Consider the following 23,740-nt stretch of genomic DNA (forward strand, 5'->3'; position numbering starts at 1 on the left):
AACCGCTTTGCACGAGACCCAGCACCGATGAACAACGCTCTGTCCCAGCTTCAGCCCTACCCGTTCGAAAAGCTCCGCGCCCTGCTCGGCAGCGTCACGCCAAACCCGGACAAGCGCCCTATCGCGCTGTCCATCGGCGAACCGAAGCATCGCTCGCCAAGCTTTGTCGCCGAGGCTTTGGCGAACAATCTGGATCAGATGGCGGTGTACCCGACCACCCTCGGCATCCCGGCCCTGCGCGAAGCCATTGCCGCCTGGTGCGAGCGTCGCTTCAGCGTGCCGGGCGGCTGGATCGACCCGGCGCGCAACGTGCTGCCGGTCAACGGCACCCGTGAAGCGCTGTTCGCCTTCACCCAGACCGTGGTCAACCGTGGTGACGACGCACTGGTCGTCAGCCCGAACCCGTTCTATCAGATCTACGAAGGCGCAGCGTTCCTCGCCGGCGCCAAGCCACATTACCTGCCGTGCCTGGACGAGAACGGCTTCAACCCGGATTTCGACGCAGTGTCGCCGGACATCTGGAAGCGCTGCCAGATCCTGTTCCTCTGCTCGCCAGGCAACCCGACCGGCGCGCTGATTCCGGTCGACGTGCTGAAAAAGCTGATCGCCCTGGCCGACGAATATGACTTCGTAATCGCCGCCGACGAGTGCTACAGCGAGCTGTACTTCGACGAACAGACTCCGCCGCCGGGCCTGCTCAGCGCTTGCGCCGAACTGGGTCGCAAGGACTTCAAGCGTTGCGTGGTGTTCCACAGCCTGTCCAAGCGCTCGAACCTGCCGGGCCTGCGCTCCGGTTTCGTTGCCGGCGACGCCGACATCCTCAAGGGCTTCCTGCTGTACCGCACCTACCACGGCTGCGCGATGCCGGTTCAGACCCAACTGGCCAGCGTCGCCGCGTGGAATGACGAAGTACACGTACGCGCCAACCGCGCGCTGTACCGCGAGAAGTTCGATGCCGTGCTGGCGATCCTCAGCCCGGTGATGGACGTGCAGCGTCCGGATGGCAGCTTCTATCTGTGGCCGAATGTGCAAGGCGACGATGCCGCGTTCTGCCGCGATCTGTTTGCCGAAGAACACGTGACAGTGGTGCCGGGTTCGTACCTGTCCCGTGACGTCGATGGCGTCAATCCGGGTGCCGGGCGCGTGCGCATGGCGCTGGTTGCGCCGCTGGCGGAATGCGTCGAGGCTGCCGAGCGCATCCGCGATTTCGTCCTGCGCCACAAGTAATGCCTGAACGCCCGTGCCGGGCAATCCTGCACGGGCGATCAAATATCACGTAACAGTTCCCCTCCTGTTTCTACCTCACTCTCCCATCGGCCAGACGTTAGTCTTGGGCGGCGCCGCTCGCTGCGCATCACTAAAAACCGATCTTTGACTTCATGGAAGAAGTGAAAAATGACAGAACTGCTCGATTGCCAACTCAATCAATGGCCCGACGACCAGGCGGCCTACACAGCCGCCATCAACGAAAACCCGGCCAATGCCGGCACCGCGACCGGCACACGCCGCAAGCGCTCCGTCGTCAACTACTCAAAACTGTGGGCCAACGGCCGCACGCTGAAGATCGCCTTCCTGGATGCACCCGATACCGATCACAAGAAGAAGATCATCGACGCCGCCAGCCAGTGGTTGCCATACATCAACCTCACGTTCGAATTCGTCGATGACCTGCTGGGCGACATCCGCATCGCCACTAAAAACAACGACAACAGCTCGATGCTCGGCACCGATGCGCTGCTGATTCATCCGGACTATCCGACCATGAACCTGGGCGTAAAGCCGGATCACCAGGACTTTGAAGTGATCGTGATGCACGAGTTCGGGCATGCGCTGGGCGCGCTGCATGAACATCAGCACCCACAGGCAAAAATTCCGTGGGATAAACCGAAGGTGTATGAGTTCTACAAAAATCGCGAGATGAACCCTCTGACCGAGGCGCAGGTCGACAGAAACCTGTTCGCCTCCTTCGACACGCTGGACGCGATCTACACCGCCTACGACCGCAGGTCGATCATGCACCACCCCGTGGCAAACACCTTGACGGTGGGCAACTGGGAGGTGCCGATCAACCGCAAGATCAGCAAGAAAGACAAACGCCTGATGAGACTGCTCTATCCCAAGTAGCGTTTTCCTATTTGACCTGCCCCAGGTTGGCCTCACTCAAGTCCAGCTCGCCCAAAACTTCCCTCAGCACGTCATCACCGATCTGGTGCTGACGACTGAGGCTGTACAACTCGAGGCGTTGCGCACGCAGCGCCTTGAGCCGCAGACGGCGCTCCAGCAGATCCATCTGGAACGCCAACGCCTGGGCTTCGGCCGAATCGTTGAAGACCTCAAGCTGATGACGATATTCAGACATGATCCGCGCCTTGAGCTCCGCTGCCAGTGCGGCCTGCGCGGCGTCCTGCGGGTTGACCTCTTCGGTTTCCAGCGCATGAATCGCCGCTTCGGCCGTCTTGCGCCAGGCGTCGCGTACTTCCTGGCGGCGTTTGTCGTCCGGGCTCTTTTCGATGCCGCGCAACAGCAACGGCAGCGCAATACAGGCCGCCACCAGCGACAACAGGATCACTCCGGCGGCGATGAAGATCAGCAGGTCGCGCTCGGGGAACGCCTCACTGCCCATCAGCATCGGCACCGACATCACGCCTGCCAGGGTCACCGCCCCGCGCACGCCACCGACGGTCAGCAGCCAGCAGGAACGGGCGGTCGGTACTTGCGTCAGATCACCCTTGCCGCGCAGACGGCGCAGCAACACTGACAGACGCCAGATGCTTTGCACCCAGATGAAGCGCAACAGCACCAGCGCCAGGAAGATCGCCACCACATCGAGACAGCGATAGAACAGGGTCGGCCACAACGAGGTCTCGTGGCTGACCACCGCTTTGATGATGTCCGGAAGTTGCAGCCCCAGCAGCAGGAAGATCAGGCCGTTAAAGGCAAACTCGAGCAACGACCAGACGCTGCGGTTGAGCAATCGGGTGCTGGTCTGGCGCGGCAGCAGATCGAGCCAGCTCTGCATCATCCCCGCCGCCACGGCCGAAAGAATGCCCGAGGCACCGAGCCGCTCGGCCAGTACGTAAGCGGCGAATGGCAGCAACAACATGAACACCACGTGCGTCGCCGGATCGTCCCAGCCCCGGGCGATCATCCAGGCGCGCAACCTTCCGACCAGCCAGCTCAGTGCCACACCCACCGTCAGTCCGCCGACCGCGACCAGCACGAAGGTCAGGCTCGCGTTGGCCAATGAGAATGCCCCGGTGATCGCCGCAACCAGCGCGAACTTGAACGTCACCAGACCCGACGCATCGTTCATCAGCGCCTCGCCTTGCAACATATGCATCAGCGGCGTCGGCAAACGGTTTTGCGCGATGGCCGAGACCGCCACGGCATCGGTCGGCGACAGCACCGCCGCCAGCGCAAAGGCCACCGGCAATGGAATTGTCGGCAGCAACCAATGAATGAAGTAACCGGCGCCGACCACGGTAAACAGCACCAACCCCACCGCTAGCGTCAGCACCGGCCCGCGCAGACGCCACAATTCGCGCTTGGGCATGCGCCAGCCATCGGAAAACAGCAGCGGCGGCAGGAACAAAAACAGGAACAGTTCGGGATCAAGGGCCACGTGCAGGCCGAGGGTCGGCCAGGCCAGCAAGGCGCCGGCGGCGATCTGCACCAGTGGCAATGGCAGCGGAATCACCCGTCCCACCAGGCGCGAGACACTGACCAGCATCAGCAGGATCAGGACGGTATAAGCAGTTTGCATAAAGCGGAAATCCCGGACAATCGACAGCGTTGAACTGCCATATTAGCCGCTTAGGCTGTGGCTGACCGTTGCACCTATGTCGCAGGCGTCCACCGCAAAAGCAACCTCGGCGCCGCGAAACCGTCTGGTCATGGCATAATCCGACACCATTTTTTTCCAGCACCTGTAAAGGGGGCGATTCCTTGACCGTTTCAAGCAAAACGTTGCACCTTTTCGGCATCAAAGCCTGCGACACCATGAAAAAGGCGCGCACCTGGCTCGATGAACACGCTGTCAGCTATGACTTCCACGATTACAAGACCGCCGGCATTGACCGTGAGCACCTGACCCAATGGTGCGACGAGCATGGCTGGCAAACGGTGTTGAACCGCGCAGGCACGACCTTTCGCAAACTCGACGACGAACGCAAAGCCGATCTCGACCAGTCGAAAGCCATCGAACTGATGCTCGCTCAACCCTCGATGATCAAGCGCCCGGTGCTCGATCTCGGTGACCGAACCCTGATTGGCTTCAAGCCAGATATCTACGCGGCCGCGCTCAAGTAAGCAGCCCGTCACTTTTTGTAGAGGTATTCACATGTCCAACTCCCTGTTCAGTATTGCCTTCGGCGTCGGCACCCAGAACCGTCAAGGCGCTTGGCTGGAAGTGTTTTACGCTCAGCCGCTGCTTAACCCTTCGGCCGAACTGGTCGCCGCTGTTGCACCGATCCTCGGCTACACCGAAGGCAACCAGGCCATCACCTTCACCACCGCACAGGCTGCGCAACTGGCTGAAGCCGTGAAAGGCATTGACGCGGTACAAGGCAAGCTGCTGACCCGTCTGGCTGAAAGCCACAAGCCACTGGTCGCCACCCTGCTGGCCGAAGACGCTCAGCTGACCTCGACTCCTGAGGCTTATCTGAAGCTGCATCTGCTGTCCCATCGTCTGGTCAAGCCGCACGGCGTGAGCCTGGCCGGGATCTTCCCGCTGCTGCCAAACGTGGCCTGGACCAGCCAGGGCGCGATCGACCTGAGCGAACTGGCCGAGCTGCAACTCGAAGCTCGTCTGCGCGGCGAGTTGCTGGAAGTGTTCTCGGTGGACAAGTTCCCGAAAATGACCGACTACGTGGTACCGGCCGGCGTGCGTATCGCTGACGCTGCACGTCTGCGTCTGGGCGCCTACGTGGGCGAAGGCACCACCGTGATGCACGAAGGTTTCATCAACTTCAACGCCGGCACCGAAGGCCCGGGCATGATCGAAGGCCGCGTCTCCGCTGGCGTCTTCGTCGGCAAGGGTTCGGACCTGGGCGGCGGCTGCTCGACCATGGGCACCCTGTCGGGCGGCGGCAACATCGTGATCAAGGTCGGCGAAGGCTGCCTGATCGGCGCAAACGCCGGTATCGGTATCCCGCTGGGCGACCGCAACACCGTCGAGTCGGGCCTGTACGTGACCGCCGGCACCAAAGTCGCGCTGCTGGACGAGCACAATAATCTGGTCAAAGTGGTGAAAGCCCGTGAACTGGCTGGTCAGACTGACCTGCTGTTCCGTCGCAATTCGGAAACCGGCGCTGTGGAATGCAAAACCCACAAATCGGCGATCGAACTGAACGAAGCACTGCACGCTCACAACTAAGCGCCGCTGTGACCTCCTGTGGGAGCGGGCTTGCTCGCGAAGACGGTATGTCAGTCACCCTTGATTTCGACTGACACGACGCTTTCGCGAGCAAGCCCGCTCCCACAAGGTTCGGTGTATACCCGCCCAAGTTCACAGGGCTGAACAGATGATGATTCCCTCCCCCTGGCGCGCCGATTTCCCGGCCATCGCCGCCCTGCAACGGCAAGACCAGACTTACCTGGACAACGCCGCCACCACGCAAAAACCCCAGGCCCTGCTCGACGCGCTGGCGCATTACTACGCCAATGGCGCGGCCAACGTGCATCGTGCCCAGCATCTGCCCGGCGCCCATGCCACGCAGGCGTTCGAGGACAGCCGCCTGAAGGTTGCCCAGTGGCTGAATGCCGGTGACAGCGGGCAGATCATCTTCACCCACGGCGCCACCAGTGCGCTGAATCTCCTGGCCTATGGCCTGGAACATCTTTTCCATCCGGGCGATGAAATTGTCATCAGCGCCCTGGAGCATCACGCCAACCTGCTGCCGTGGCAGCAATTGGCACAACGTCGCGACCTGAAGCTGGTAATCCTGCCGCTGGACGAGGACGGCGTGATCGACCTCGCCGCTGCCGTTCACCTGATCGGGCCGCGCACCCGTCTGCTGGCGGTCAGCCAGTTGTCCAACGTGCTTGGCGCCTGGCAACCGTTGCCGGCGTTGCTGGCGATGGCCAAGGCGCACAACGCGCTGACCGTGGTCGATGGCGCTCAAGGCGTGGTCCACGGCCGGCATGACGTGCAGGCGCTGGGTTGCGACTTTTACGTGTTTTCCAGCCACAAGCTGTACGGCCCCGATGGCCTTGGCGTGTTGTTCGGGCGCAACGCAGCGCTCGAACAGCTGCGCCCGTGGCAGTTCGGTGGTGAGATGGTGCTGGAAGCCAATTATCACGACGCGCGTTTCCGCCCTGCCCCACTGGGCTTCGAAGCCGGAACGCCGCCGATTGCCAGCGTGATCGGCCTTGGCGCGACCCTCGACTACCTCGCTGGTCTGGATCAGGACGCGGTGTCTGCCCACGAAGCGGCGCTGCACGACTATCTGTTGCGCGGCCTCGCTGCCCGCAATGGCATCCGTCTGCTGGGCAAACCGCAACTGGCGCTGGCCAGTTTTGTCGTGGAAGGTGTGCACAACGCCGATCTGGCGCACTTGCTGACCGAACAGGGCATCGCCGTACGTGCCGGTCACCACTGCGCGATGCCGCTGCTCAAGCGTTTCGAACTGGCCGGGGCGATTCGCGTGTCGCTGGCGCTGTACAACGATTCCGAGGATCTGGAACGGTTCTTTGAAGCGTTGGATCAGGCGCTGGAGTTGTTGCGATGAGCCTGCCGGTCGAGGCCGCCGAGGCGCTGCAAACGTTTCAGAACGCCGCTGGTTGGGAACAACGGGCGCGGCTGTTGATGCAGTTCGGTGATCGTCTGCCGCCGTTGAGCGATGCGGACAAATGCGACGCCAATCGGGTGCATGGCTGTGAAAGCCAGGTGTGGCTGGTTGGCGAATTGCGCGATGGCCACTGGCAATTCGCAGCCAGCAGCGATGCGCGGATGATTCGCGGGTTGGTGGCGTTGTTGCTGCTGCGGGTCAACGGCTTGACCGCTGGCGAGTTGCAGCAGGTTGATCTGCCGGACTGGTTCAATCAGCTGGGACTGTCGCGGCAATTGTCGCCTTCGCGCAGCAATGGCTTGAATGCCGTGCTCAAGCGGATGAACGAGTTGGCGCAGTAAAAGGGCTGCTGCGCAGCCCTGTACTTCAGGCCTGAGGCTTGACCCGATCCGCCGGGCGCCGGACGCCCGCCACAATCTTGTCCACGGCCTTGGTCGCCGCGACCATGCCGAACGTCGCCGTCACCATCATCACCGCGCCAAATCCACCAGCGCAGTCCAGCTTCACACCGTCGCCGACAAAACTCTTCTGCAAGCAGATGCTGCCGTCCGGTTTCGGATAGCGCAGTTGCTCAGTGGAGAACACGCACGGCACGCTGTAATGGCGAGTCACGGTACGCGAGAAGCCGTAGTCGCGGCGTAACGTAGAGCGCACTTTCGAGGCCAGTGGATCGTTGAAGGTGCGGTTGAGGTCGCAGACCTGAATCAACGTCGGATCGATCTGCCCGCCCGCCCCACCGGTGGTGATGATCTGGATCTTGCGGCGCTTGCACCAGGCGATCAGCGCGGCCTTGGCGTTGACCGCATCGATGCAGTCGATCACGCAGTCGATGTTCGGCGTGATGTATTCGGCCATGGTGTCGCGGGTGACGAAGTCCGCCACGGCGTGCACCTTGCAGTCCGGGTTGATCCCGCGCAGACGCTCGGCCATGACCTCGACCTTGGGTTTGCCGACGGTGCTGTCCAGCGCGTGCAGCTGGCGGTTGGCGTTGCTGACGCAGACGTCGTCGAGGTCGAACAGCGAAATCTCGCCCACCCCGCAACGGGCCATGGCTTCCGCCGCCCAGGAACCAACGCCGCCAACGCCGACAATCGCCACGTGGGCTGCGCGCAGGCGCTCGAGGCCCTCGATGCCATACAAACGGGCGATGCCTGCAAACCGCGGATCTTCTGTACTCATGACCATTACCCTAAAAACCGGCGCGCATTATAGGGCCGTCGGCGGCCAAGAGCATCTTTGCGCTATGAACGGCGAACGCGCCTGCTTTAATTAAAGCTGCACGTAACAAAGATTTGTCTTACACGCTGAAACGAAAGAACTTAAGTCAGGTTGGATTGCCCAACGTCCGGCATTTCCCTGTCTCTTGTAGGACTAGGCGAACTGCCGGTGTAGGATGCGCGCCCTCTTGGCGTCAACCAGCCGACCCTTCGTTCCACAGCCTTTGGAACCCGACACAGCTATGTCATCGCGTAAATTTGGACTCAACCTGGTGGTGGTTCTGGCAATCGCCGCCCTGTTCACCGGTTTCTGGGCGCTGATCAACCGCCCCGTCTCCGCGCCGAACTGGCCGGAGCAGATCTCCGGTTTCTCCTATTCACCGTTCCAGCAGGGACAGTTCCCACAGAAGGATCAGTATCCGTCCGACGATGAAATGCGCCGCGACCTGGAGATCATGAGCAAGCTGACGGACAACATCCGCATCTACTCGGTCGACGGTTCCCTGCAGGACATCCCGAAACTGGCGGAAGAATTCGGTCTTCGCGTGACCCTGGGGATCTGGATCAGCCCCGACCAGGAGCGCAACGAGCGGGAAATCACCCGCGCCATCGAACTGGCCAACACTTCGCGCAGCGTGGTTCGGGTAGTGGTCGGTAACGAAGCGATCTTCCGCAAGGAAATCACCGCCGAACAACTCAGCGTGTTGCTCGACCGCGTGCGCGCGGCCGTAAAAGTGCCGGTGACCACCTCCGAACAGTGGCACGTCTGGGAAGAGCACCCGGAACTGGCCAAGCACGTCGACCTGATCGCCGCGCACGTGCTGCCGTACTGGGAATTCATTCCGGTGGACAAGGCCGGGCAGTTCGTTTTCGACCGCGCCCGCGACCTGAAAAAGATGTTCCCGAAAAAGCCGCTGCTGCTGTCCGAAGTGGGCTGGCCGAGCAACGGTCGCATGCGTGGTGGCGCCGATGCGTCGCCGGCGGATCAGGCGATCTACCTGCGCACGCTGGTCAACAAACTCAACCGTCAGGGCTTCAACTACTTCGTGATCGAAGCGTTTGACCAGCCGTGGAAAGCCAGCGACGAAGGCTCGGTCGGCGCTTACTGGGGCGTGTTCAACGCCGCGCGCCAGCAGAAATTCAACTTCGAAGGCCCGGTGGTGGCGATCCCGCAATGGCGTGTGCTGGCCATCGGCTCGGTGGTGCTGGCGCTGTTGTCGCTGACCCTGCTGATGATCGACGGCTCGGCCCTGCGTCAGCGCGGCCGTACCTTCCTGACCTTTATCGCGTTCCTGTGCGGTTCGGTGCTGGTGTGGATCGGTTATGACTACAGCCAGCAATACAGCACGTGGTTCAGCCTGACGGTGGGTTTCCTGCTGGCGCTCGGTGCGCTCGGGGTGTTCATCGTATTGTTGACCGAGGCCCACGAACTGGCCGAAGCGGTGTGGATTCACAAGCGTCGCCGTGAATTCCTGCCGGTGGTCGGCGATTCCGACTACCGGCCGAAAGTCTCGATCCACGTGCCCTGCTACAACGAGCCGCCGGAGATGGTCAAACAGACCCTCAACGCCCTGGCCAACCTCGATTATCCGGACTTCGAAGTCCTGATCATCGACAACAACACCAAGGATCCGGCGGTCTGGGAACCGGTGCGCGACTACTGCGAAACCCTCGGCCCGCGCTTCAAGTTCTTCCACGTCTCGCCCCTGGCCGGTTTCAAGGGCGGCGCGCTGAACTACCTGATCCCGCACACCGCCAAGGACGCCGAAGTGATCGCGGTGATCGACTCCGACTACTGCGTGCACCCGAACTGGCTCAAGCACATGGTGCCGCACTTCGCCGACCCGAAAATCGCCGTGGTGCAGTCGCCGCAGGACTATCGCGACCAGAACGAAAGCACCTTCAAGAAGCTCTGCTACGCCGAATACAAAGGCTTCTTCCACATCGGCATGGTCACCCGCAACGACCGCGACGCGATCATCCAGCACGGCACCATGACCATGACCCGCCGTTCGGTTCTGGAAGAACTGGGCTGGGCCGACTGGTGCATCTGTGAAGACGCCGAACTCGGCCTGCGGGTATTCGAGAAAGGCCTGTCGGCGGCGTATTACCACGACAGTTACGGCAAGGGTCTGATGCCGGACACCTTCATCGACTTCAAGAAACAGCGTTTCCGCTGGGCCTACGGTGCGATCCAGATCATCAAGCGTCACACCCGCAGCCTGCTGCGCGGCAAGGACACCGAACTGACGCGCGGCCAGCGTTACCACTTCCTCGCGGGCTGGCTGCCGTGGGTCGCGGACGGCATGAACATCTTCTTCACCGTCGGCGCGCTGTTGTGGTCGGCGGCGATGATCATCGTGCCGCAACGGGTCGACCCACCGCTGCTGATTTTCGCGATCCCGCCGCTGGCGCTGTTCGTGTTCAAGGTCGGCAAGATCATCTTCCTCTACCGTCGCGCCGTGGGCGTGAACCTGAAGGATGCGTTCTGCGCGGCACTGGCCGGCCTGGCGTTGTCGCACACCATCGCCAAAGCGGTGCTGTACGGCTTCTTCACCAGCAGCATTCCGTTCTTCCGCACCCCGAAAAACGCCGACAACCATGGCTTCTGGGTGGCGATTTCCGAGGCCCGGGAAGAGCTGTTCATCATGCTGCTGTTGTGGGGCGCGGCGTTGGGGATCTTCCTGGTACAGGGGATTCCGAGCAACGACATGCGCTTCTGGGTGGCCATGCTGCTGGTGCAGTCGCTGCCGTACGTGGCGGCGCTGATCATGGCGTTCCTGTCGTCGCTGCCAAAACCAACGGCTGCGCCTGAACCGGCACCGGTGGTCTAAATCCTTCCGGATGCACTAAACGGCGGCCAATGGTCGCCGTTTTGCTTTAAGATAACCGCCATTTTGCGCGCCTTGCCCCCCAGCTTTCGGAGTTTTCCATGACGGCCCACGCCGACCTTTCGCCGACCCTTCAACTCGCCATCGACCTGATCCGCCGTCCGTCCGTGACGCCGGTCGACGCCGATTGCCAGAAGCAGATGATGCAGCGCCTGGGCGATGCCGGTTTCCAGCTGGAACCGATGCGCATCGAAGATGTGGATAACTTCTGGGCGACTCACGGTAAAGGCGACGGCCCGGTGCTGTGCTTCGCCGGCCACACCGACGTGGTGCCGACCGGCCCGGTGACCGCCTGGCAGATCGACCCGTTCAACGCAGTGATCGACGAGCACGGCATGCTTTGCGGCCGTGGCGCGGCGGACATGAAAGGCAGCCTGGCCTCGATGACTGTGGCAGCCGAGCGTTTTGTCGCCGACTACCCGGATCACAAGGGCAAGGTCGCGTTCCTGATCACCAGCGACGAAGAAGGCCCGGCGCATCACGGCACCAAGGCCGTGGTCGAGCGTCTGGCAGCCCGTAACGAGCGTCTGGACTGGTGCATCGTCGGCGAACCGTCGAGCACCACGCTGGTGGGCGACGTGGTGAAGAACGGTCGTCGCGGCTCCCTCGGTGCCAAACTGACCGTGCGCGGCGTGCAGGGCCACGTGGCCTATCCGCACCTGGCGAAGAACCCGATCCACCTCGCCGCCCCGGCCTTGGCCGAACTGGCCGCCGAACATTGGGATCACGGTAACGATTTCTTCCCGCCAACCAGTTTCCAGATTTCCAACGTCAACTCCGGCACCGGCGCGACCAACGTGATTCCGGGCGATCTGGTGGCGTTGTTCAACTTCCGTTTCTCCACCGAATCGACCGTTGAAGGTCTGCAGAAGCGCGTCGCCGACATCCTCGACAAGCACGGCCTGGACTGGCACATCGACTGGGCGCTGTCCGGTCTGCCGTTCCTCACCGAGCCGGGCGCGCTGCTCGACGCGGTGTCGTCGAGCATCAAGCAGATCACCGGCCGCGAGACCAAGGCGTCCACCAGCGGCGGCACCTCCGATGGCCGTTTCATCGCGACCATGGGCACCCAGGTTGTTGAACTGGGCCCGGTCAACGCGACCATCCACCAGGTCAACGAGCGCGTGCTGGCGGCCGATCTCGACGTGCTGACCGAGATCTACTACCAGACCCTGATCAAGTTGCTCGCCTGATGCTCGCGTGCCCGATCTGCAGTGAACCGCTGAACGCGGTGGACAACGGCGTGGTCTGCCCTGCCGGCCACCGCTTCGACCGCGCGCGTCAGGGTTATCTGAACCTGCTGCCGGTGCAGCACAAGAACAGCCGCGATCCCGGCGACAATCAGGCGATGGTCGAGGCCCGCCGAGACTTCCTGAACGCCGGGCATTACGCGCCAGTGGCCAAACGTCTGGCGGAACTGGCGGCGGGTTATGCGCCGGCGCGCTGGGTCGATATCGGTTGTGGCGAGGGTTACTACACCGCGCAGATCGCCGAGGCTTTGCCCGACGCTGACGGTTACGCACTGGACATCTCGAAGGAAGCGGTCAAACGCGCCTGCAAACGCAATCCGGCGCTGACGTGGTTGATTGCGAGCATGGCCCGGGTGCCACTGGCTTCCGGCAGCTGTCAGTTTCTGGCCAGCGTTTTCAGTCCACTGGACTGGGAAGAAGCCAAGCGTCTGCTCAGTGTTGGCGGCGGCCTGATGAAAGTCGGCCCGACCAGCGGCCACCTGATGGAACTGCGCGAACGTCTGTACGACGAAGTGCGCGAGTACACCGACGACAAGCACCTGGCCCTGGTGCCGGAAGGCATGGCGCTGGCGCACAGTGAAACCCTGGAATTCAAGCTGACGCTGGACAAGCCCGAGGATCGCGCCAACCTGCTGGCGATGACACCCCACGGCTGGCGCGCCAGTGCCGAGCGCCGCGCGGCGGTGATCGAACAGCCCGAGCCGTTCGTGACCACTGTCTCGATGCGCTACGATTATTTCGTTCTTCAATAACTTTTGGTCTCGGGCAACGACCCGGGGCCGGCTAAATCCGCGAATGGATTTTTCAGACCCGCAGTGAGGACATCCATGCGCCAACCGGACATCGAGATTTACCTGAAAGACGCCGACGTCGACCACAAGGCCATTTCCGCCTGGCTGGGCGCCGCCCTCGGCCCGTGCAGCGACTGGGTACAGAAAGGCCAGACTTACAAGTGCAAGGCCGGCAACATCCCGGTGACCTGGCTGCCGAAAGCCGTGGGCAAGTGGAACAGCCTGTACCTGGAAAGCGACCAGACGCCGTGGGACGACGACATCGCCTGCGCCCGCGCAGCCTTTGCCGCGCTGAACGTCGAGGTGCGCTGCGCGCCGGGGACGTGGGTTGAAGAAGAAGGCGAAGAGACGGCAGATCGCTGGATTCGCATCAGCGAAGACGGTGAAGAAGAGATCACCTGGAAAACTGCATAACAAAGCAGTACACAAAACCTGTGGGAGCGGGCTTGCCCGCGAAGGCGGCGGCACATCCAAAATAGAGATGGCTGACAAACCGCATTCGCGGGCAAGCCCGCTCCCACAGTGTTTTTTGGGGATCCGAAGAGTGCGGTTTACAACCCGACCACGTCTTCAGCCTGCAACCCCTTCTGCCCTTCCACCACCGCGTATTCAACCTGCTGACCCTCGGTCAGCGAACGGTGGCCTTCGCCGCGGATCGCGCGGTAGTGCACGAACACGTCCACCCCGTCTTCGCGCTGAATGAAGCCGTAGCCCTTGGCGTCGTTGAACCACTTCACGTTGCCGGTTTCACGTGTTGCCATCTGTTCATACTCCTTTTTTATTATTGAACAGGCTTTTCGCAGGAAAGCCTTTGAGGAACGTCAGCCTGCGTCCGACGTCCATAAAAGGGCCCCGGCGACAGATCGCCGAGTATATGACAGGCGGCAAAACTCTCAACAGGAGATTACTTCGCCGCTTTTTTGCCGATTTTCGAGTAATCCGGCAAACTGTCGACCGCCCGAGCAAACGCTCGGTTTATCCACTCACGCAGAAGCCGTATGACCCGTTCCCCGTTCCGCCGTCTTGTGTTTGGCACCTTGCGCCGACTGTTGTATCTCTGGGTTCGCTCCGAGACGATCAACCAGTCGTCGTTCACCCTCAACCTCGACCGCAGTCGTCCGGTGTTCTACGTCCTGCAAAATCCATCGCTGACTGATCTGGCGGTGGTCGACACCGAGTGCACCAAGGCCGGTCTGCCGCGCCCGGTGCTGCCGGTGTCCGTGGGTTCGCTGATCGAACCGGCGGCGTTCTTCTACCTGACGCCGGACCCGGACTGGCTCGGTCGCCAGGACAAGCGCGGTGCGCCGCCGACCCTGACCCGACTGGTCAGCGCCCTGACCCAGAATGCTGCCGAAGACGCGCAGATCATTCCGGTCAGCGTGTTCTGGGGCCAGTCGCCGGACAGCGAAAACAGCCCGTGGAAATTGCTGTTCGCCGACAGCTGGGCCGTCACCGGGCGCCTGCGTCGCCTGCTGAGCATCATGATTCTGGGGCGCAAGACTCGCGTGCAATTCTCCGCACCGATCCACCTGCGCGAACTGATCGAACACAACAAGGGCCACGAACGCACCGTGCGCATGGCCCAGCGGATCCTGCGGGTGCACTTCCGCAATCTGAAAGCTGCGGTGATCGGCCCGGACATTTCCCACCGCCGCAACCTGGTCAAAGGCCTGCTCAACCAGCCGCTGGTCAAGCAAGCGATCCTCGATGAAGCCGAGCGCGAAAACATTTCCCCGGAAAAAGCCAAGGCCCAGGCCCTGCGCTACGGCAACGAGATCGCCTCGGACTACACCTACACCGCGATCCGTTTTCTGGAAGTGGTGCTGAGCTGGTTCTGGAACAAGATCTACGACGGGATCAAGGTCAACCACATCGAAGGCGTGCAGAAGGTCGCCCAAGGTCACGAAGTGATCTACGTGCCGTGCCACCGCAGCCACATCGACTACCTGCTGCTGTCGTACTTGCTGTTTCGCAACGGCCTGACCCCGCCGCACATCGCCGCCGGCATCAACCTCAACATGCCGGTGATCGGCAGCCTGCTGCGCCGTGGCGGCGCGTTCTTCATGCGCCGCACGTTCAAGGGCAATCCACTGTACACCTCGGTGTTCAACGAATACCTGCACACCCTGTTCACCAAAGGTTTCCCGGTCGAATACTTCGTCGAAGGCGGTCGCTCGCGTACCGGGCGCATGCTGCAACCGAAAACCGGGATGCTCGCGATCACGATGCGCAGCTTCCTGCGTTCGTCGCGGATGCCGATCGTGTTCGTGCCGGTGTACATCGGTTACGAGCGCGTGCTCGAAGGCCGCACCTACCTCGGCGAACTGCGCGGTGCGAGCAAGAAGAAAGAATCGATCTTCGACATCTTCAAAGTCATCGGCGCGCTCAAGCAGCGTTTCGGCCAGGTGGCGGTGAACTTCGGCGAGCCGATCAAACTCGCCGAATTCCTCGACAGCGAACAGCCGGACTGGCGCCAGCAGGAACTCGGCCCGCAGTACAAACCGGCCTGGCTCAACGAAACCACCAACCGCCTCGGCGAGAAGGTCGCACAACACCTGAACGAAGCGGCAGCGATCAATCCGGTCAACCTGGTGGCGCTGGCGCTGCTGTCGACCACTCGCCTGGCACTCGATGATCGGGCCATGGCGCGGGTGCTGGATCTGTACCTGGCGCTGCTGCGCAAAGTCCCGTACTCGCCGCACACCACCTTGCCGGAAGGCGATGGCCGCGCGCTGATCGAACACGTGAAGGACATGGATCTGCTGTCCGAGCAGAACGATGCGCTGGGCAAGATTCTGTATCTGGACGAGCAGAACGCCGTCCTGATGACCTACTACCGCAACAACGTGCTGCATATCTTCGCGTTGCCGGCGCTGCTGGCGAGCTTCTTCCAGAGTGCCTCGCGCATGAGCCGCGAACAGATCCTGCGCTACACCCGCGCGCTGTATCCGTACCTGCAATCAGAGCTGTTCATCCGCTGGACCCTGGACGAACTGGATGCAGTGATCGATCAGTGGCTGGAAGCGTTCGTCGAACAAGGCCTGCTGCGTTTCGAGAAAGACGTTTACCTACGCCCGGCGCCAAGCTCGCGGCATTTCGTGCTGCTAACCCTGCTGTCGAAGAGCATCGCCCAGACCCTGCAACGCTTCTACATGACCGTTTCCCTGCTGCTCAACGCAGGCCAGAACACCATCAGCGCCGAAGAACTGGAAGACCTGTGCACGGTCATGGCCCAGCGCCTGTCGATCCTGCATGGCCTCAACGCCCCGGAGTTCTTCGACAAGAGCCTGTTCCGCCACTTCATTCAGACCATGCTCGACCTCGACGTGCTGCGTCGCGACGAAGCCGGCAAGTTGAGCTACCACGAACTGCTCGGCGAACTGGCCGAAGGCGCAGCCAAAAGGGTGTTGCCGGCGGAGATTCGCTTGTCGATCCGTCAGGTGGCACTGCATCGCAGCGAAGATGCAGCCGATCAGGTCGCCGCCCCTGTGCAAAGCGACTAAATTCCTACAGGCGCCAGGCTTCTTCTGGCGCCGTCGATACGGAGATCTCCGATGAAAAAACTTTCCCTTCTCGCCGCCGCCACGCTGATCAGCGCCTGCCAGTCGACCTCACCGGCCGGCAAAGTCAGCCTCGACGGCGAAGTGTTCTACCTGCAACGCATCGCCCTGCCGCCAAGCGCGACCTTGAGCGTGAGCCTGCAGGATGTTTCGCTGGCCGACGCTCCGGCCGTGGTACTCGACGAACAGAAAGGCCCGGTCAAAGGCCAGGTGCCGCTGCCGTTCCACTTGAGCTACGATCCGGCCCAGGTCAAACCCGGCCACCGCTATTCGGTCAGCGCACGCATTGAAGTCAACGGCGAGCTGATGTTCATCACCACCGAAAACCATGCCGTGCAGCTTGATGGCAAGGATCCGCAGCCACTGAAGATCCGCGTCGACGCTGCCCGCTAACTCTCTCCGAACAAGGAAGCCGCCATGCTCCGCCCTACCCTTCGCTTCGCCGGCCTGTGCGCGGGCCTGATGATCTCCGCCAATGCACTGGCCCTGTCCCTCAGCGACCTGTCGCAAGGCGACGCCACCGGCGGCCTCAAGGACGCCCTGACCCAGGGCGCACAACTGGCCGTCAAACAACTCGGCACCCCGGGCGGCTTCAGCAACAACCCGGACGTGAAAATCGAACTGCCGGGCAAACTCGGCAAAGTCGCCGGCAAGATGAAAGCCTTCGGCATGGGCGCCCAGGTCGACGAACTCGAAACCGCCATGAACAAGGCCGCGGAAACCGCCGTCACCCAGGCCCAGCCGATCCTCGTCGACGCCGTGAAGAAAATGAGCGTGGAAGACGCCAAAAGCATCCTCAGCGGCGGCAACGATTCCGCCACCCAATACCTGGACAAATCCAGCCGCGAACAGATCCGCACCAAGTTCCTGCCCATCGTCAAACAGGCGACCGACAAGGTAGGCGTAGCCCAGAAATACAACGCCTTCGCAGGCCAAGCCGCGACCTTCGGCGTGGTGGATGCGAAGAGCGCCAATATCGAAAGCTACGTGACCGAACAAGCGCTCAACGGCCTGTTCGAAATGATCGGCAAACAGGAAGAAACCATCCGCAAGAACCCGGCCGCTGCGGCGACGAGTCTGGCGAAAAAAGTGTTTGGTACGCTCTAAGCCAACACGACACGGGAGTGAGCTGTCTCACTCCCGTTGTTTAATCCGCCACCAGCAGATACACGTAAAAAGTACACCCACTCGCGCCCCATTTTCTTCTTCTCGAAAACCTGCAGCTCAACTAACCCGCTCAACGCCGACACCGCTGTGTTGTAGGCACAACCAAGGTGCTCCTTGACGTTCCCCGCCGTGAACTCCTTCGCCACCCCGCTTCTGGCCACCTGATAAATCGCTCGCTGCCGCTCTGTCAGCCGATCAAAAAAACCCGAACAGGTCAGCCAGTGCTCGAAGTCTTCGCTGTACGCCACACTCTTGCGATACACATCGGTAAACCCCTCCACCGCCCGCAGAATCACCGAGCACTGAAACTCGATGAAGTACGTCAGATCGAGCTCATCGGCTTCGCTGTGCAAATACGACCGCCCGTACTTCACCGGCGCGTTGCGCAGTAAAAGACTGATCGCGATATAACGGAACGCCGAAAACTCATGCTTGAACATGAACCAGTAAAACAGAGCCCTGGCGACCCGCCCGTTGCCGTCGCGAAACGGATGTTCGTAACCCAGGGCAAAGTGCAGCGTGATCGCCTTGATCAGCGGATGCAGGTAGTTTTTTTGCCGAGGTGAACCCTGTGGTTGATTGATCCACTGCGAGAGCAAATCCAGTCGCCTCACCAATCCGGCGGCAGGCGGTGGCGAGTGCACGGTATTCCCTTCGCCGTCCTGCACTACCACTTCATCGTTGATCCTGAAAAGCCCGGGGTCATACTGCTCGTCATCAATGCCTTCGACACCAACTCGATGGATCGACGCAATCAACTCCACGCTCAATGGCTCGTAACGCTTTTCCCAGGCGAAATTCATCATCCGGTAATTACCCATGACCATCCGCTCATCCGGCGTCCGCGGCTGACGCCGTTGCTTGAGCATGTCCTTGGCAACACGGGTAGTGGTCGCGGCGCCCTCAAGCTGACTGCTGCTGATCGCCTCATCCTCGATCAGATCGTTGAGCAAATAACTGAAATGCGCCCGCTCGCCTATCTGGCTGGTCATGTACTCCAGCGACGCCGTCGTGGTTTGCCGATCAACCACTGAAAGGGCCTTCTGCGCGGTGGGCGTCGGCACAAACTTCCCCCACTGCGCCGGTTCCCCCAGCGGCAGAAGATGAATGTACTGAGCGACCCGCGCCTTCTTGACCAACGCCCAACACAAACGCGAATCCAGCCCGCTGGCCCAGCGATACCGCAAGTCCTCAAAAGGCAGATAACGCCCCTGATCATCCAGCGGCTTGAGCAACGCAAGATAATCCGCCAGACGCTGCTTGTGAGGCGCGCGCATCAACAACTCAAAGACCGGATCGGCCCGACCCTTCAATACCGGCGGTTTCTTCATCAAAGCGGACTCAAACAAGGCTAAAAAACAGCCTCGAGTACAGCACCGCCAACACAGCGACTCAATATCGGAGGCGTCTGAAAAACTTGTAGGAGACAACACCCCCTCCTACACCAAAACCAATAATCAGTATCGGCCAACAAAAACCACGATGAGCGTTAGCTCGAGTAACGCTTTTGACGTGCCGGCCCCTTCGGCCGGCTGAGTGGAGGGATTTATCCGGGGGTAGGCGCGCAGCGCCGTTCGACGAAGTCGAACACATCGAGAGGAGGTGCAGCGAAGCAAACCGGATGAAGGAAACCCCGAGCCCCAGCGAGGGGCAGAACGCCGGGGCCCAGCGTTTTGGTTCCTTTTGGGCGTTTGCAAAAGGGACTCGCCGTAAGGGCGAAACCGCCAGCCGCAACACCCAAAGAAACGGATATTCACAAAGAACCCCCAGAGCATGGTCGGCCCGAAGGCCGCCAAGCTCAAACAGCCTCAAGCCTCCTTGCGAACCCTGAACCAAGCCGCATACAACGCCGGCAAAAACAAAAGCGTCAAAGCAGTAGCCACAATCAACCCCCCCATAATCGCCACCGCCATCGGCCCAAAAAACACACTGCGAGAAAGCGGAATCATCGCCAGCACCGCCGCCAAAGCCGTCAACACAATCGGCCTGAACCGCCGCACGGTCGCCTCGATAATCGCCTGCCAGGGCTTGAGCCCCGCCGCAATATCCTGCTCGATCTGATCCACCAGAATCACCGAGTTACGCATGATCATCCCCGACAGCGCGATCGTCCCGAGCATCGCCACAAACCCGAACGGCTGACGGAACACCAGCAGAAACAGCGTCACCCCGATCAACCCCAGCGGCGCCGTCAGAAACACCATCGCCGTGCGCGAAAAACTGCGCAACTGCACCATCAGCAACGTCAGCACCACGACAATGAACATCGGCACCCCGGCGTTCACCGACTTCTGCCCACGCTCCGAATCCTCCACCGTACCGCCGACATCCAGCAGATAGCCGTCCGGCAATTCGGCACGGATCGGATCAAGCGTCGGCATGATCTGCTTCACCAGCGTCGCCGGCTGCTCCTTGCCATAGATGTCCGCGCGTACGGTCACGTTCGGCAGACGATTGCGGTGCCAGATGATGCCTTCCTCGAAGCCATATTCCAGCGTGGCAATCTGCGACAGCGCAACGCTGCGACCGTTGTCGGTCGGCACCGCCAGACTCGGCAGCAACGACAGTTCGGTGCGCTCGTGCACGGTGCCGCGCAGGAGGATTTCGATCAGCTCGTTGTCCTCGCGGTACTGGCTGACGCTGGAGCCGGTCAGCGAACTCTGGAGGAATTTCGCCAGATTCGCCGTGCTCACGCCCAACGCCCGGGCGCGATCCTGATCAATGTTCAGGTACACGACCTTGCTCGGCTCTTCCCAGTCCAGATGCACGTTCACCACATGCGGGTTCTCACGCACCTTGGCCGCGACCTTGCGCGCCAGAGCCCGGACTTCTTCGATGTGCTCGCCAGTGACGCGGAACTGCACCGGGTAACCGACCGGAGGACCGTTCTCCAGACGCGTGACCCGCGAGCGCAGGGACGGGAACTGCTCGTTCAACGTGTCGATCAGCCACGTACGCAGCGCTTCGCGCTCCTCAATGGTTTTCGCCAGCACGACAAACTGGGCGAAACTCGCCGCCGGCAGCTGTTGATCCAGCGGCAGGTAGAAACGCGGCGAACCGGTGCCGACGTAAGCGACATAGTTGTCGATGCCGGCGTGATCCTTGAGCATCGCTTCCAGCCGTTTGACCTCACCCGTGGTATTGGCCAGCGAGGCGCCCTCGGCAAGCTTCAGATCGACCATCAGCTCCAGTCGCCCGGAGGCCGGGAAGAACTGCTGCGGCACGAACCGGAACAACGCCACTGACGCCACGAACAGCAGCACGGTGAGCACGATCACGGTTTTGCGCCGACGCACGCACCACTCCACCAGACGCCGCACCCGCTGGTAGAACGGCGTGCCATAGGGATCGGTCTGGCCGTCAGCCGTACCGTGTTTGGCTGCATGAATTTTCGCCAGATCCGGCAGGAGTTTTTCCCCCAGATACGGCACGAACACCACGGCCGCTACCCACGATGCAAGCAAGGCGATGGTCACCACCTGGAAGATCGAGCGGGTGTATTCGCCAGTGCCGGACTGCGCCGTGGCAATCGGCAGAAAGCCTGCCGCAGTGATCAGCGTACCGGTGAGCATCGGGAACGCGGTGCTGGTCCAGGCGTAACTGGCGGCCTTGATCCGGTCGAAACCCTGCTCCATTTTGATCGCCATCATTTCCACGGCGATGATCGCGTCGTCCACCAGCAAGCCCAGCGCCAGCACCAGCGCACCGAGGGAGATCTTGTGCAGGCCGATGCCGAGGTAATACATGCAGGCGAAGGTCATCGCCAGCACCAGCGGAATGGTCAGCGCCACCACCATGCCGGTGCGCACGCCGAGGGAGAAGAAGCTCACCAGCAACACGATGGCCAACGCTTCGACCAGCACCTGGACGAACTCTCCGACGCCGGTTTTCACGGCGGCGGGCTGATCGGAGACCTTGCGCAACTGCATGCCGGCCGGCAGGTTTTTCTGGATCCGGGCGAACTCGATTTCCAGGGCCTTGCCCAGCACCAGAATGTCGCCGCCATCCTTCATCGCCACCGCAAGACCGATGGCGTCTTCGGCCATAAAGCGCATGCGCGGTGCCGGAGGATCGTTGAAACCGCGCCGCACGTCGGCGACATCGGAGATGCGGAACGTACGATCACCGACCCGGATCGGGAAGTTCTTGATCTCGTCGACTGTCTGAAAATTCCCCGAAACCCGTAGCTGCAATCGCTCGCTGCCGGTTTCGAAGAAGCCGGCGGTGGACACCGCGTTCTGTTCTTCCAGCGCCTGCTGAACCGCCGCCAATGGCAAACCGAGGGTGGCGAGTTTGACGTTGGACAGTTCGACCCAGATCTTCTCGTCCTGCAAACCAAGCAGATCAACCTTGCCCACATCCTTGACCCGTTGCAGCTGGATCTGGATGCGGTCGGCGTAATCCTTGAGCACCGCGTAGTCGAAACCGTCGCCGGTCAGCGCATAGATATTGCCGAAGGTGGTGCCGAACTCATCGTTGAAAAACGGCCCCTGAATGCCCGGCGGCAGGGTCTGGCGAATGTCGCTGACCTTCTTGCGCACCTGATACCAGAGATCCGGAATCTCCACCGAATGCATGGAGTCGCGGGCAATGAACGTGACCTGGGATTCACCGGGGCGCGAGAACGAAACAATCCGCTCGTACTCGCCGGTTTCCATCAGTTTCTTTTCGATGCGCTCGGTGACCTGGCGCGAGACTTCCTGCGCCGTGGCGCCGGGCCATCGGGTCTGAATGACCATCGCCTTGAAGGTGAACGGCGGGTCTTCACTCTGGCCGAGCTTGGTGTAGGACAAGGCGCCGACGATCGCCAGCAAAAGCATCAGGAACAGTACGATCTGGCGATTGCGCAGCGCCCAGGCGGAAAGATTGAAACCCATCGGGGATTACTCCTTGTCCGCCAGATTGACCACGCGGTTGGAGCGATCCACCGGACGCACTTGCTGCCCTTCCAGCAGCACGTGAACGCCGGCGGCGACCACCCAGTCGCTGGCGTTCAGGCCTTCGAGCACCGGCACGGTTTTCTCACCGAACGGGCCGGTGCGCACCGGAGTCTTTTTCAGAGTGTTGTTGGCGCTGACGACCCAGACGTAGGTCGCGCCGTTTTCGGCCGTCAGCGCCGAGAGCGGCACCGACAGCGGGATGACATCGGCGGTCTGCACGAAGACCCGGGCGCTCTGGCCCAGTTCTGCCGGGACCTTGCCGGAGGTGAACGAAATGCGTGCGGCGAAGGTGCGGGATTTCGGGTCGGCGGCCGGCGACAGCTCGCGGATCTGCCCGGCGAAGCGCTGGTTCTGTTGCGTCCACAGCTCCACCGAGACCGGCTGGCCGACCTTGAAGCGGCCGAAGCTCTGCTCCGGCAGGCTGATCAGCACTTCCCGTTCGCCATCAGTGGCGAGGGTGAAAACGGTCTGCCCGGCGGCGACCACTTGCCCGACTTCCACCGAACGCTTGGCCACCACGCCATCCTGCGGCGCGCGCAACACGGCGTAACTGGCCTGATTGGTCGAGACGTTGAATTCGGCTTTGATCTGTTTGAGGCGCGCTTCGCCGGAGCGGTAGAGGTTCTCGGCATTGTCGTAGGCCGAGCGGCTGACCATCTGCCGTTCCATCAGGGTCTTGTAGCGGTCTCGCTCGGCGCGCACCAGATTCAGGTTGGCTTCGGCGGCCGCGACCTGGGCCCGGGTCGCTTCCAGTTGCAGGCGTACATCCTGCGGATCGAGTTCGGCCAGCGGTTGATCGGCCTTCACGCGCTGGCCTTCCTCGACCAGTCGTCGGCTGACTTTGCCGCCGATGCGGAACGCCAGATCGGGTTCGTAGCGGGCGCGAACCTCGCCCGGATAACTTTCCATCGCCTGCGCCGAAGGCTCTGGCTGCACCACCATGGCCGGTCGCACGCTGACTTGCGTCACCTCTTCCTTGCCACATGCCGACAATAAAAACGCCAGACTGACTGGCACCGCAAAGGACAACGCATGGCGGAACATGGTGAAGGACCTTTCGCTAAGGAGGCTTGGAATAATTATACTGGCCGGTATGTTATTAATAGCAAACTCACCAGTCCAGTATTAAAAGCGAA

19 protein-coding genes are annotated in these 23,740 nt (G+C 61.5%); 13 read left to right on the top strand and 6 right to left on the bottom strand.

The features are described 5' to 3' along the window. The first annotated feature begins 27 nt into the window (after positions 1-27). Positions 28-1,227, top strand: a complete 1,200-nt coding sequence (dapC, locus tag M5G18_RS26010; protein ID WP_085605211.1) for a succinyldiaminopimelate transaminase — start codon at positions 28-30, stop codon at positions 1,225-1,227. Positions 1,228-1,395: 168 nt separating this feature from the next. Continuing rightward, on the top strand, positions 1,396-2,124 hold the full coding sequence (locus tag M5G18_RS26015; protein ID WP_273896377.1) for a zinc metalloprotease: 729 nt from the start codon (positions 1,396-1,398) through the stop codon (positions 2,122-2,124). 7 nt (positions 2,125-2,131) lie between these two features. Here the strand turns inward: M5G18_RS26015 and M5G18_RS26020 are convergent, their stop codons facing one another. Beyond that, the gene (locus M5G18_RS26020; RefSeq protein ID WP_273896376.1) at positions 2,132-3,763 is read right to left on the bottom strand and encodes a Na+/H+ antiporter; all 1,632 of its coding nucleotides are present in this window, start codon (positions 3,761-3,763) and stop codon (positions 2,132-2,134) included. A 182-nt stretch (positions 3,764-3,945) separates the two neighbouring features. On the opposite strand from M5G18_RS26020, the gene M5G18_RS26025 reads away from it, so the two are divergent. From M5G18_RS26025 to M5G18_RS26040, 4 genes are all read left to right on the top strand, one after another. Then, positions 3,946-4,308: an ArsC family reductase gene (locus M5G18_RS26025; RefSeq protein WP_003222107.1), complete on the top strand. Its 363-nt coding sequence runs from the start codon at positions 3,946-3,948 to the stop codon at positions 4,306-4,308. A 31-nt stretch (positions 4,309-4,339) separates the two neighbouring features. Beyond that, on the top strand, positions 4,340-5,374 hold the full coding sequence (gene dapD / locus M5G18_RS26030; RefSeq protein WP_007954762.1) for a 2,3,4,5-tetrahydropyridine-2,6-dicarboxylate N-succinyltransferase: 1,035 nt from the start codon (positions 4,340-4,342) through the stop codon (positions 5,372-5,374). 148 nt (positions 5,375-5,522) lie between these two features. Then, positions 5,523-6,728: an aminotransferase class V-fold PLP-dependent enzyme gene (locus M5G18_RS26035; protein WP_273896375.1), complete on the top strand. Its 1,206-nt coding sequence runs from the start codon at positions 5,523-5,525 to the stop codon at positions 6,726-6,728. Next, complete coding sequence (locus M5G18_RS26040; RefSeq protein WP_273896374.1) at positions 6,725-7,129, top strand: SufE family protein; 405 nt, start codon at positions 6,725-6,727, stop codon at positions 7,127-7,129. The genes M5G18_RS26035 and M5G18_RS26040 overlap by 4 nt, the downstream gene beginning before the upstream one ends. Before the next feature lie 25 nt (positions 7,130-7,154). On the opposite strand, the gene tcdA is transcribed toward M5G18_RS26040, so the two are convergent. Next, positions 7,155-7,973 (bottom strand): tRNA cyclic N6-threonylcarbamoyladenosine(37) synthase TcdA, encoded by an 819-nt coding sequence (gene tcdA / locus M5G18_RS26045; protein WP_039769652.1) that lies wholly within the window; start codon positions 7,971-7,973, stop codon positions 7,155-7,157. 274 nt (positions 7,974-8,247) lie between these two features. On the opposite strand from tcdA, the gene M5G18_RS26050 reads away from it, so the two are divergent. The 4 genes from M5G18_RS26050 to M5G18_RS26065 all read left to right on the top strand — a co-directional run bounded on the left by M5G18_RS26050 (position 8,248) and on the right by M5G18_RS26065 (position 13,351). After that, entirely contained in the window at positions 8,248-10,839 is a 2,592-nt protein-coding gene (locus M5G18_RS26050) for a glycosyltransferase (protein WP_273896373.1), read from the top strand. A 98-nt stretch (positions 10,840-10,937) separates the two neighbouring features. After that, positions 10,938-12,089, top strand: a complete 1,152-nt coding sequence (gene dapE / locus M5G18_RS26055) for a succinyl-diaminopimelate desuccinylase (RefSeq protein ID WP_007954755.1) — start codon at positions 10,938-10,940, stop codon at positions 12,087-12,089. Next, a complete protein-coding gene (locus M5G18_RS26060) occupies positions 12,089-12,898 on the top strand; it encodes a putative RNA methyltransferase (protein ID WP_007954754.1) in 810 nt (269 codons plus the stop codon). The genes dapE and M5G18_RS26060 overlap by 1 nt, the downstream gene beginning before the upstream one ends. A gap of 75 nt (positions 12,899-12,973) precedes the next feature. Then, the gene (locus M5G18_RS26065; protein WP_085729795.1) at positions 12,974-13,351 is read left to right on the top strand and encodes a hypothetical protein; all 378 of its coding nucleotides are present in this window, start codon (positions 12,974-12,976) and stop codon (positions 13,349-13,351) included. 137 nt (positions 13,352-13,488) lie between these two features. Here the strand turns inward: M5G18_RS26065 and M5G18_RS26070 are convergent, their stop codons facing one another. Next, the gene (locus tag M5G18_RS26070; protein ID WP_007954750.1) at positions 13,489-13,698 is read right to left on the bottom strand and encodes a cold shock domain-containing protein; all 210 of its coding nucleotides are present in this window, start codon (positions 13,696-13,698) and stop codon (positions 13,489-13,491) included. Between the two features lie 237 nt (positions 13,699-13,935). Here M5G18_RS26070 and plsB point away from each other — a divergent pair, with 237 nt between their 5' ends. From plsB to M5G18_RS26085, 3 genes are read left to right on the top strand one after another with little or no spacing between them, the layout of a single operon-like run. Next, entirely contained in the window at positions 13,936-16,440 is a 2,505-nt protein-coding gene (gene plsB / locus M5G18_RS26075; RefSeq protein ID WP_273896372.1) for a glycerol-3-phosphate 1-O-acyltransferase PlsB, read from the top strand. Between the two features lie 51 nt (positions 16,441-16,491). Further along, the gene (locus tag M5G18_RS26080; protein ID WP_273896371.1) at positions 16,492-16,890 is read left to right on the top strand and encodes a YbaY family lipoprotein; all 399 of its coding nucleotides are present in this window, start codon (positions 16,492-16,494) and stop codon (positions 16,888-16,890) included. 24 nt (positions 16,891-16,914) lie between these two features. Continuing rightward, a complete protein-coding gene (locus tag M5G18_RS26085) occupies positions 16,915-17,604 on the top strand; it encodes a DUF4197 domain-containing protein (protein WP_273896370.1) in 690 nt (229 codons plus the stop codon). On the opposite strand, the gene M5G18_RS26090 is transcribed toward M5G18_RS26085, so the two are convergent. From M5G18_RS26090 to M5G18_RS26100, 3 genes are all read right to left on the bottom strand, one after another. After that, positions 17,601-18,995 carry a Fic family protein gene (locus M5G18_RS26090; protein ID WP_273896369.1) on the bottom strand — a complete coding sequence of 465 codons (1,395 nt, stop codon included), beginning with the start codon at positions 18,993-18,995 and terminating at the stop codon, positions 17,601-17,603. The two genes, M5G18_RS26085 and M5G18_RS26090, sit on opposite strands and share 4 nt — an antisense overlap. Before the next feature lie 477 nt (positions 18,996-19,472). Beyond that, positions 19,473-22,541: an efflux RND transporter permease subunit gene (locus tag M5G18_RS26095; protein ID WP_273896368.1), complete on the bottom strand. Its 3,069-nt coding sequence runs from the start codon at positions 22,539-22,541 to the stop codon at positions 19,473-19,475. Between the two features lie 6 nt (positions 22,542-22,547). Further along, complete coding sequence (locus tag M5G18_RS26100) at positions 22,548-23,648, bottom strand: efflux RND transporter periplasmic adaptor subunit (RefSeq protein ID WP_007954740.1); 1,101 nt, start codon at positions 23,646-23,648, stop codon at positions 22,548-22,550. Positions 23,649-23,740 lie beyond the last annotated feature (92 nt).

The organism is Pseudomonas aphyarum, from assembly GCF_028657055.1.
Classification (GTDB): Bacteria; Pseudomonadota; Gammaproteobacteria; order Pseudomonadales; family Pseudomonadaceae; genus Aquipseudomonas; species Aquipseudomonas aphyarum.

What these genes read in the sequence shown, in the direction of transcription:
- M5G18_RS26060 (WP_007954754.1), top strand. Translation starts at nt 12,089, where the DNA reads ATGCTCGCGTGCCCGATCTGCAGTGAACCGCTGAACGCGGTGGACAAC.
- M5G18_RS26035 (WP_273896375.1), top strand. Translation starts at nt 5,523, where the DNA reads ATGATGATTCCCTCCCCCTGGCGCGCCGATTTCCCGGCCATCGCCGCC.
- M5G18_RS26095 (WP_273896368.1), bottom strand. Translation starts at nt 22,541, where the DNA reads ATGGGTTTCAATCTTTCCGCCTGGGCGCTGCGCAATCGCCAGATCGTA.
- M5G18_RS26090 (WP_273896369.1), bottom strand. Translation starts at nt 18,995, where the DNA reads ATGAAGAAACCGCCGGTATTGAAGGGTCGGGCCGATCCGGTCTTTGAG.
- tcdA (WP_039769652.1), bottom strand. Translation starts at nt 7,973, where the DNA reads ATGGTCATGAGTACAGAAGATCCGCGGTTTGCAGGCATCGCCCGTTTG.
- M5G18_RS26085 (WP_273896370.1), top strand. Translation starts at nt 16,915, where the DNA reads ATGCTCCGCCCTACCCTTCGCTTCGCCGGCCTGTGCGCGGGCCTGATG.
- M5G18_RS26050 (WP_273896373.1), top strand. Translation starts at nt 8,248, where the DNA reads ATGTCATCGCGTAAATTTGGACTCAACCTGGTGGTGGTTCTGGCAATC.
- M5G18_RS26080 (WP_273896371.1), top strand. Translation starts at nt 16,492, where the DNA reads ATGAAAAAACTTTCCCTTCTCGCCGCCGCCACGCTGATCAGCGCCTGC.
- M5G18_RS26020 (WP_273896376.1), bottom strand. Translation starts at nt 3,763, where the DNA reads ATGCAAACTGCTTATACCGTCCTGATCCTGCTGATGCTGGTCAGTGTC.
- M5G18_RS26040 (WP_273896374.1), top strand. Translation starts at nt 6,725, where the DNA reads ATGAGCCTGCCGGTCGAGGCCGCCGAGGCGCTGCAAACGTTTCAGAAC.
- dapE (WP_007954755.1), top strand. Translation starts at nt 10,938, where the DNA reads ATGACGGCCCACGCCGACCTTTCGCCGACCCTTCAACTCGCCATCGAC.
- dapD (WP_007954762.1), top strand. Translation starts at nt 4,340, where the DNA reads ATGTCCAACTCCCTGTTCAGTATTGCCTTCGGCGTCGGCACCCAGAAC.
- dapC (WP_085605211.1), top strand. Translation starts at nt 28, where the DNA reads ATGAACAACGCTCTGTCCCAGCTTCAGCCCTACCCGTTCGAAAAGCTC.
- M5G18_RS26065 (WP_085729795.1), top strand. Translation starts at nt 12,974, where the DNA reads ATGCGCCAACCGGACATCGAGATTTACCTGAAAGACGCCGACGTCGAC.
- M5G18_RS26015 (WP_273896377.1), top strand. Translation starts at nt 1,396, where the DNA reads ATGACAGAACTGCTCGATTGCCAACTCAATCAATGGCCCGACGACCAG.
- M5G18_RS26100 (WP_007954740.1), bottom strand. Translation starts at nt 23,648, where the DNA reads ATGTTCCGCCATGCGTTGTCCTTTGCGGTGCCAGTCAGTCTGGCGTTT.
- M5G18_RS26070 (WP_007954750.1), bottom strand. Translation starts at nt 13,698, where the DNA reads ATGGCAACACGTGAAACCGGCAACGTGAAGTGGTTCAACGACGCCAAG.
- plsB (WP_273896372.1), top strand. Translation starts at nt 13,936, where the DNA reads ATGACCCGTTCCCCGTTCCGCCGTCTTGTGTTTGGCACCTTGCGCCGA.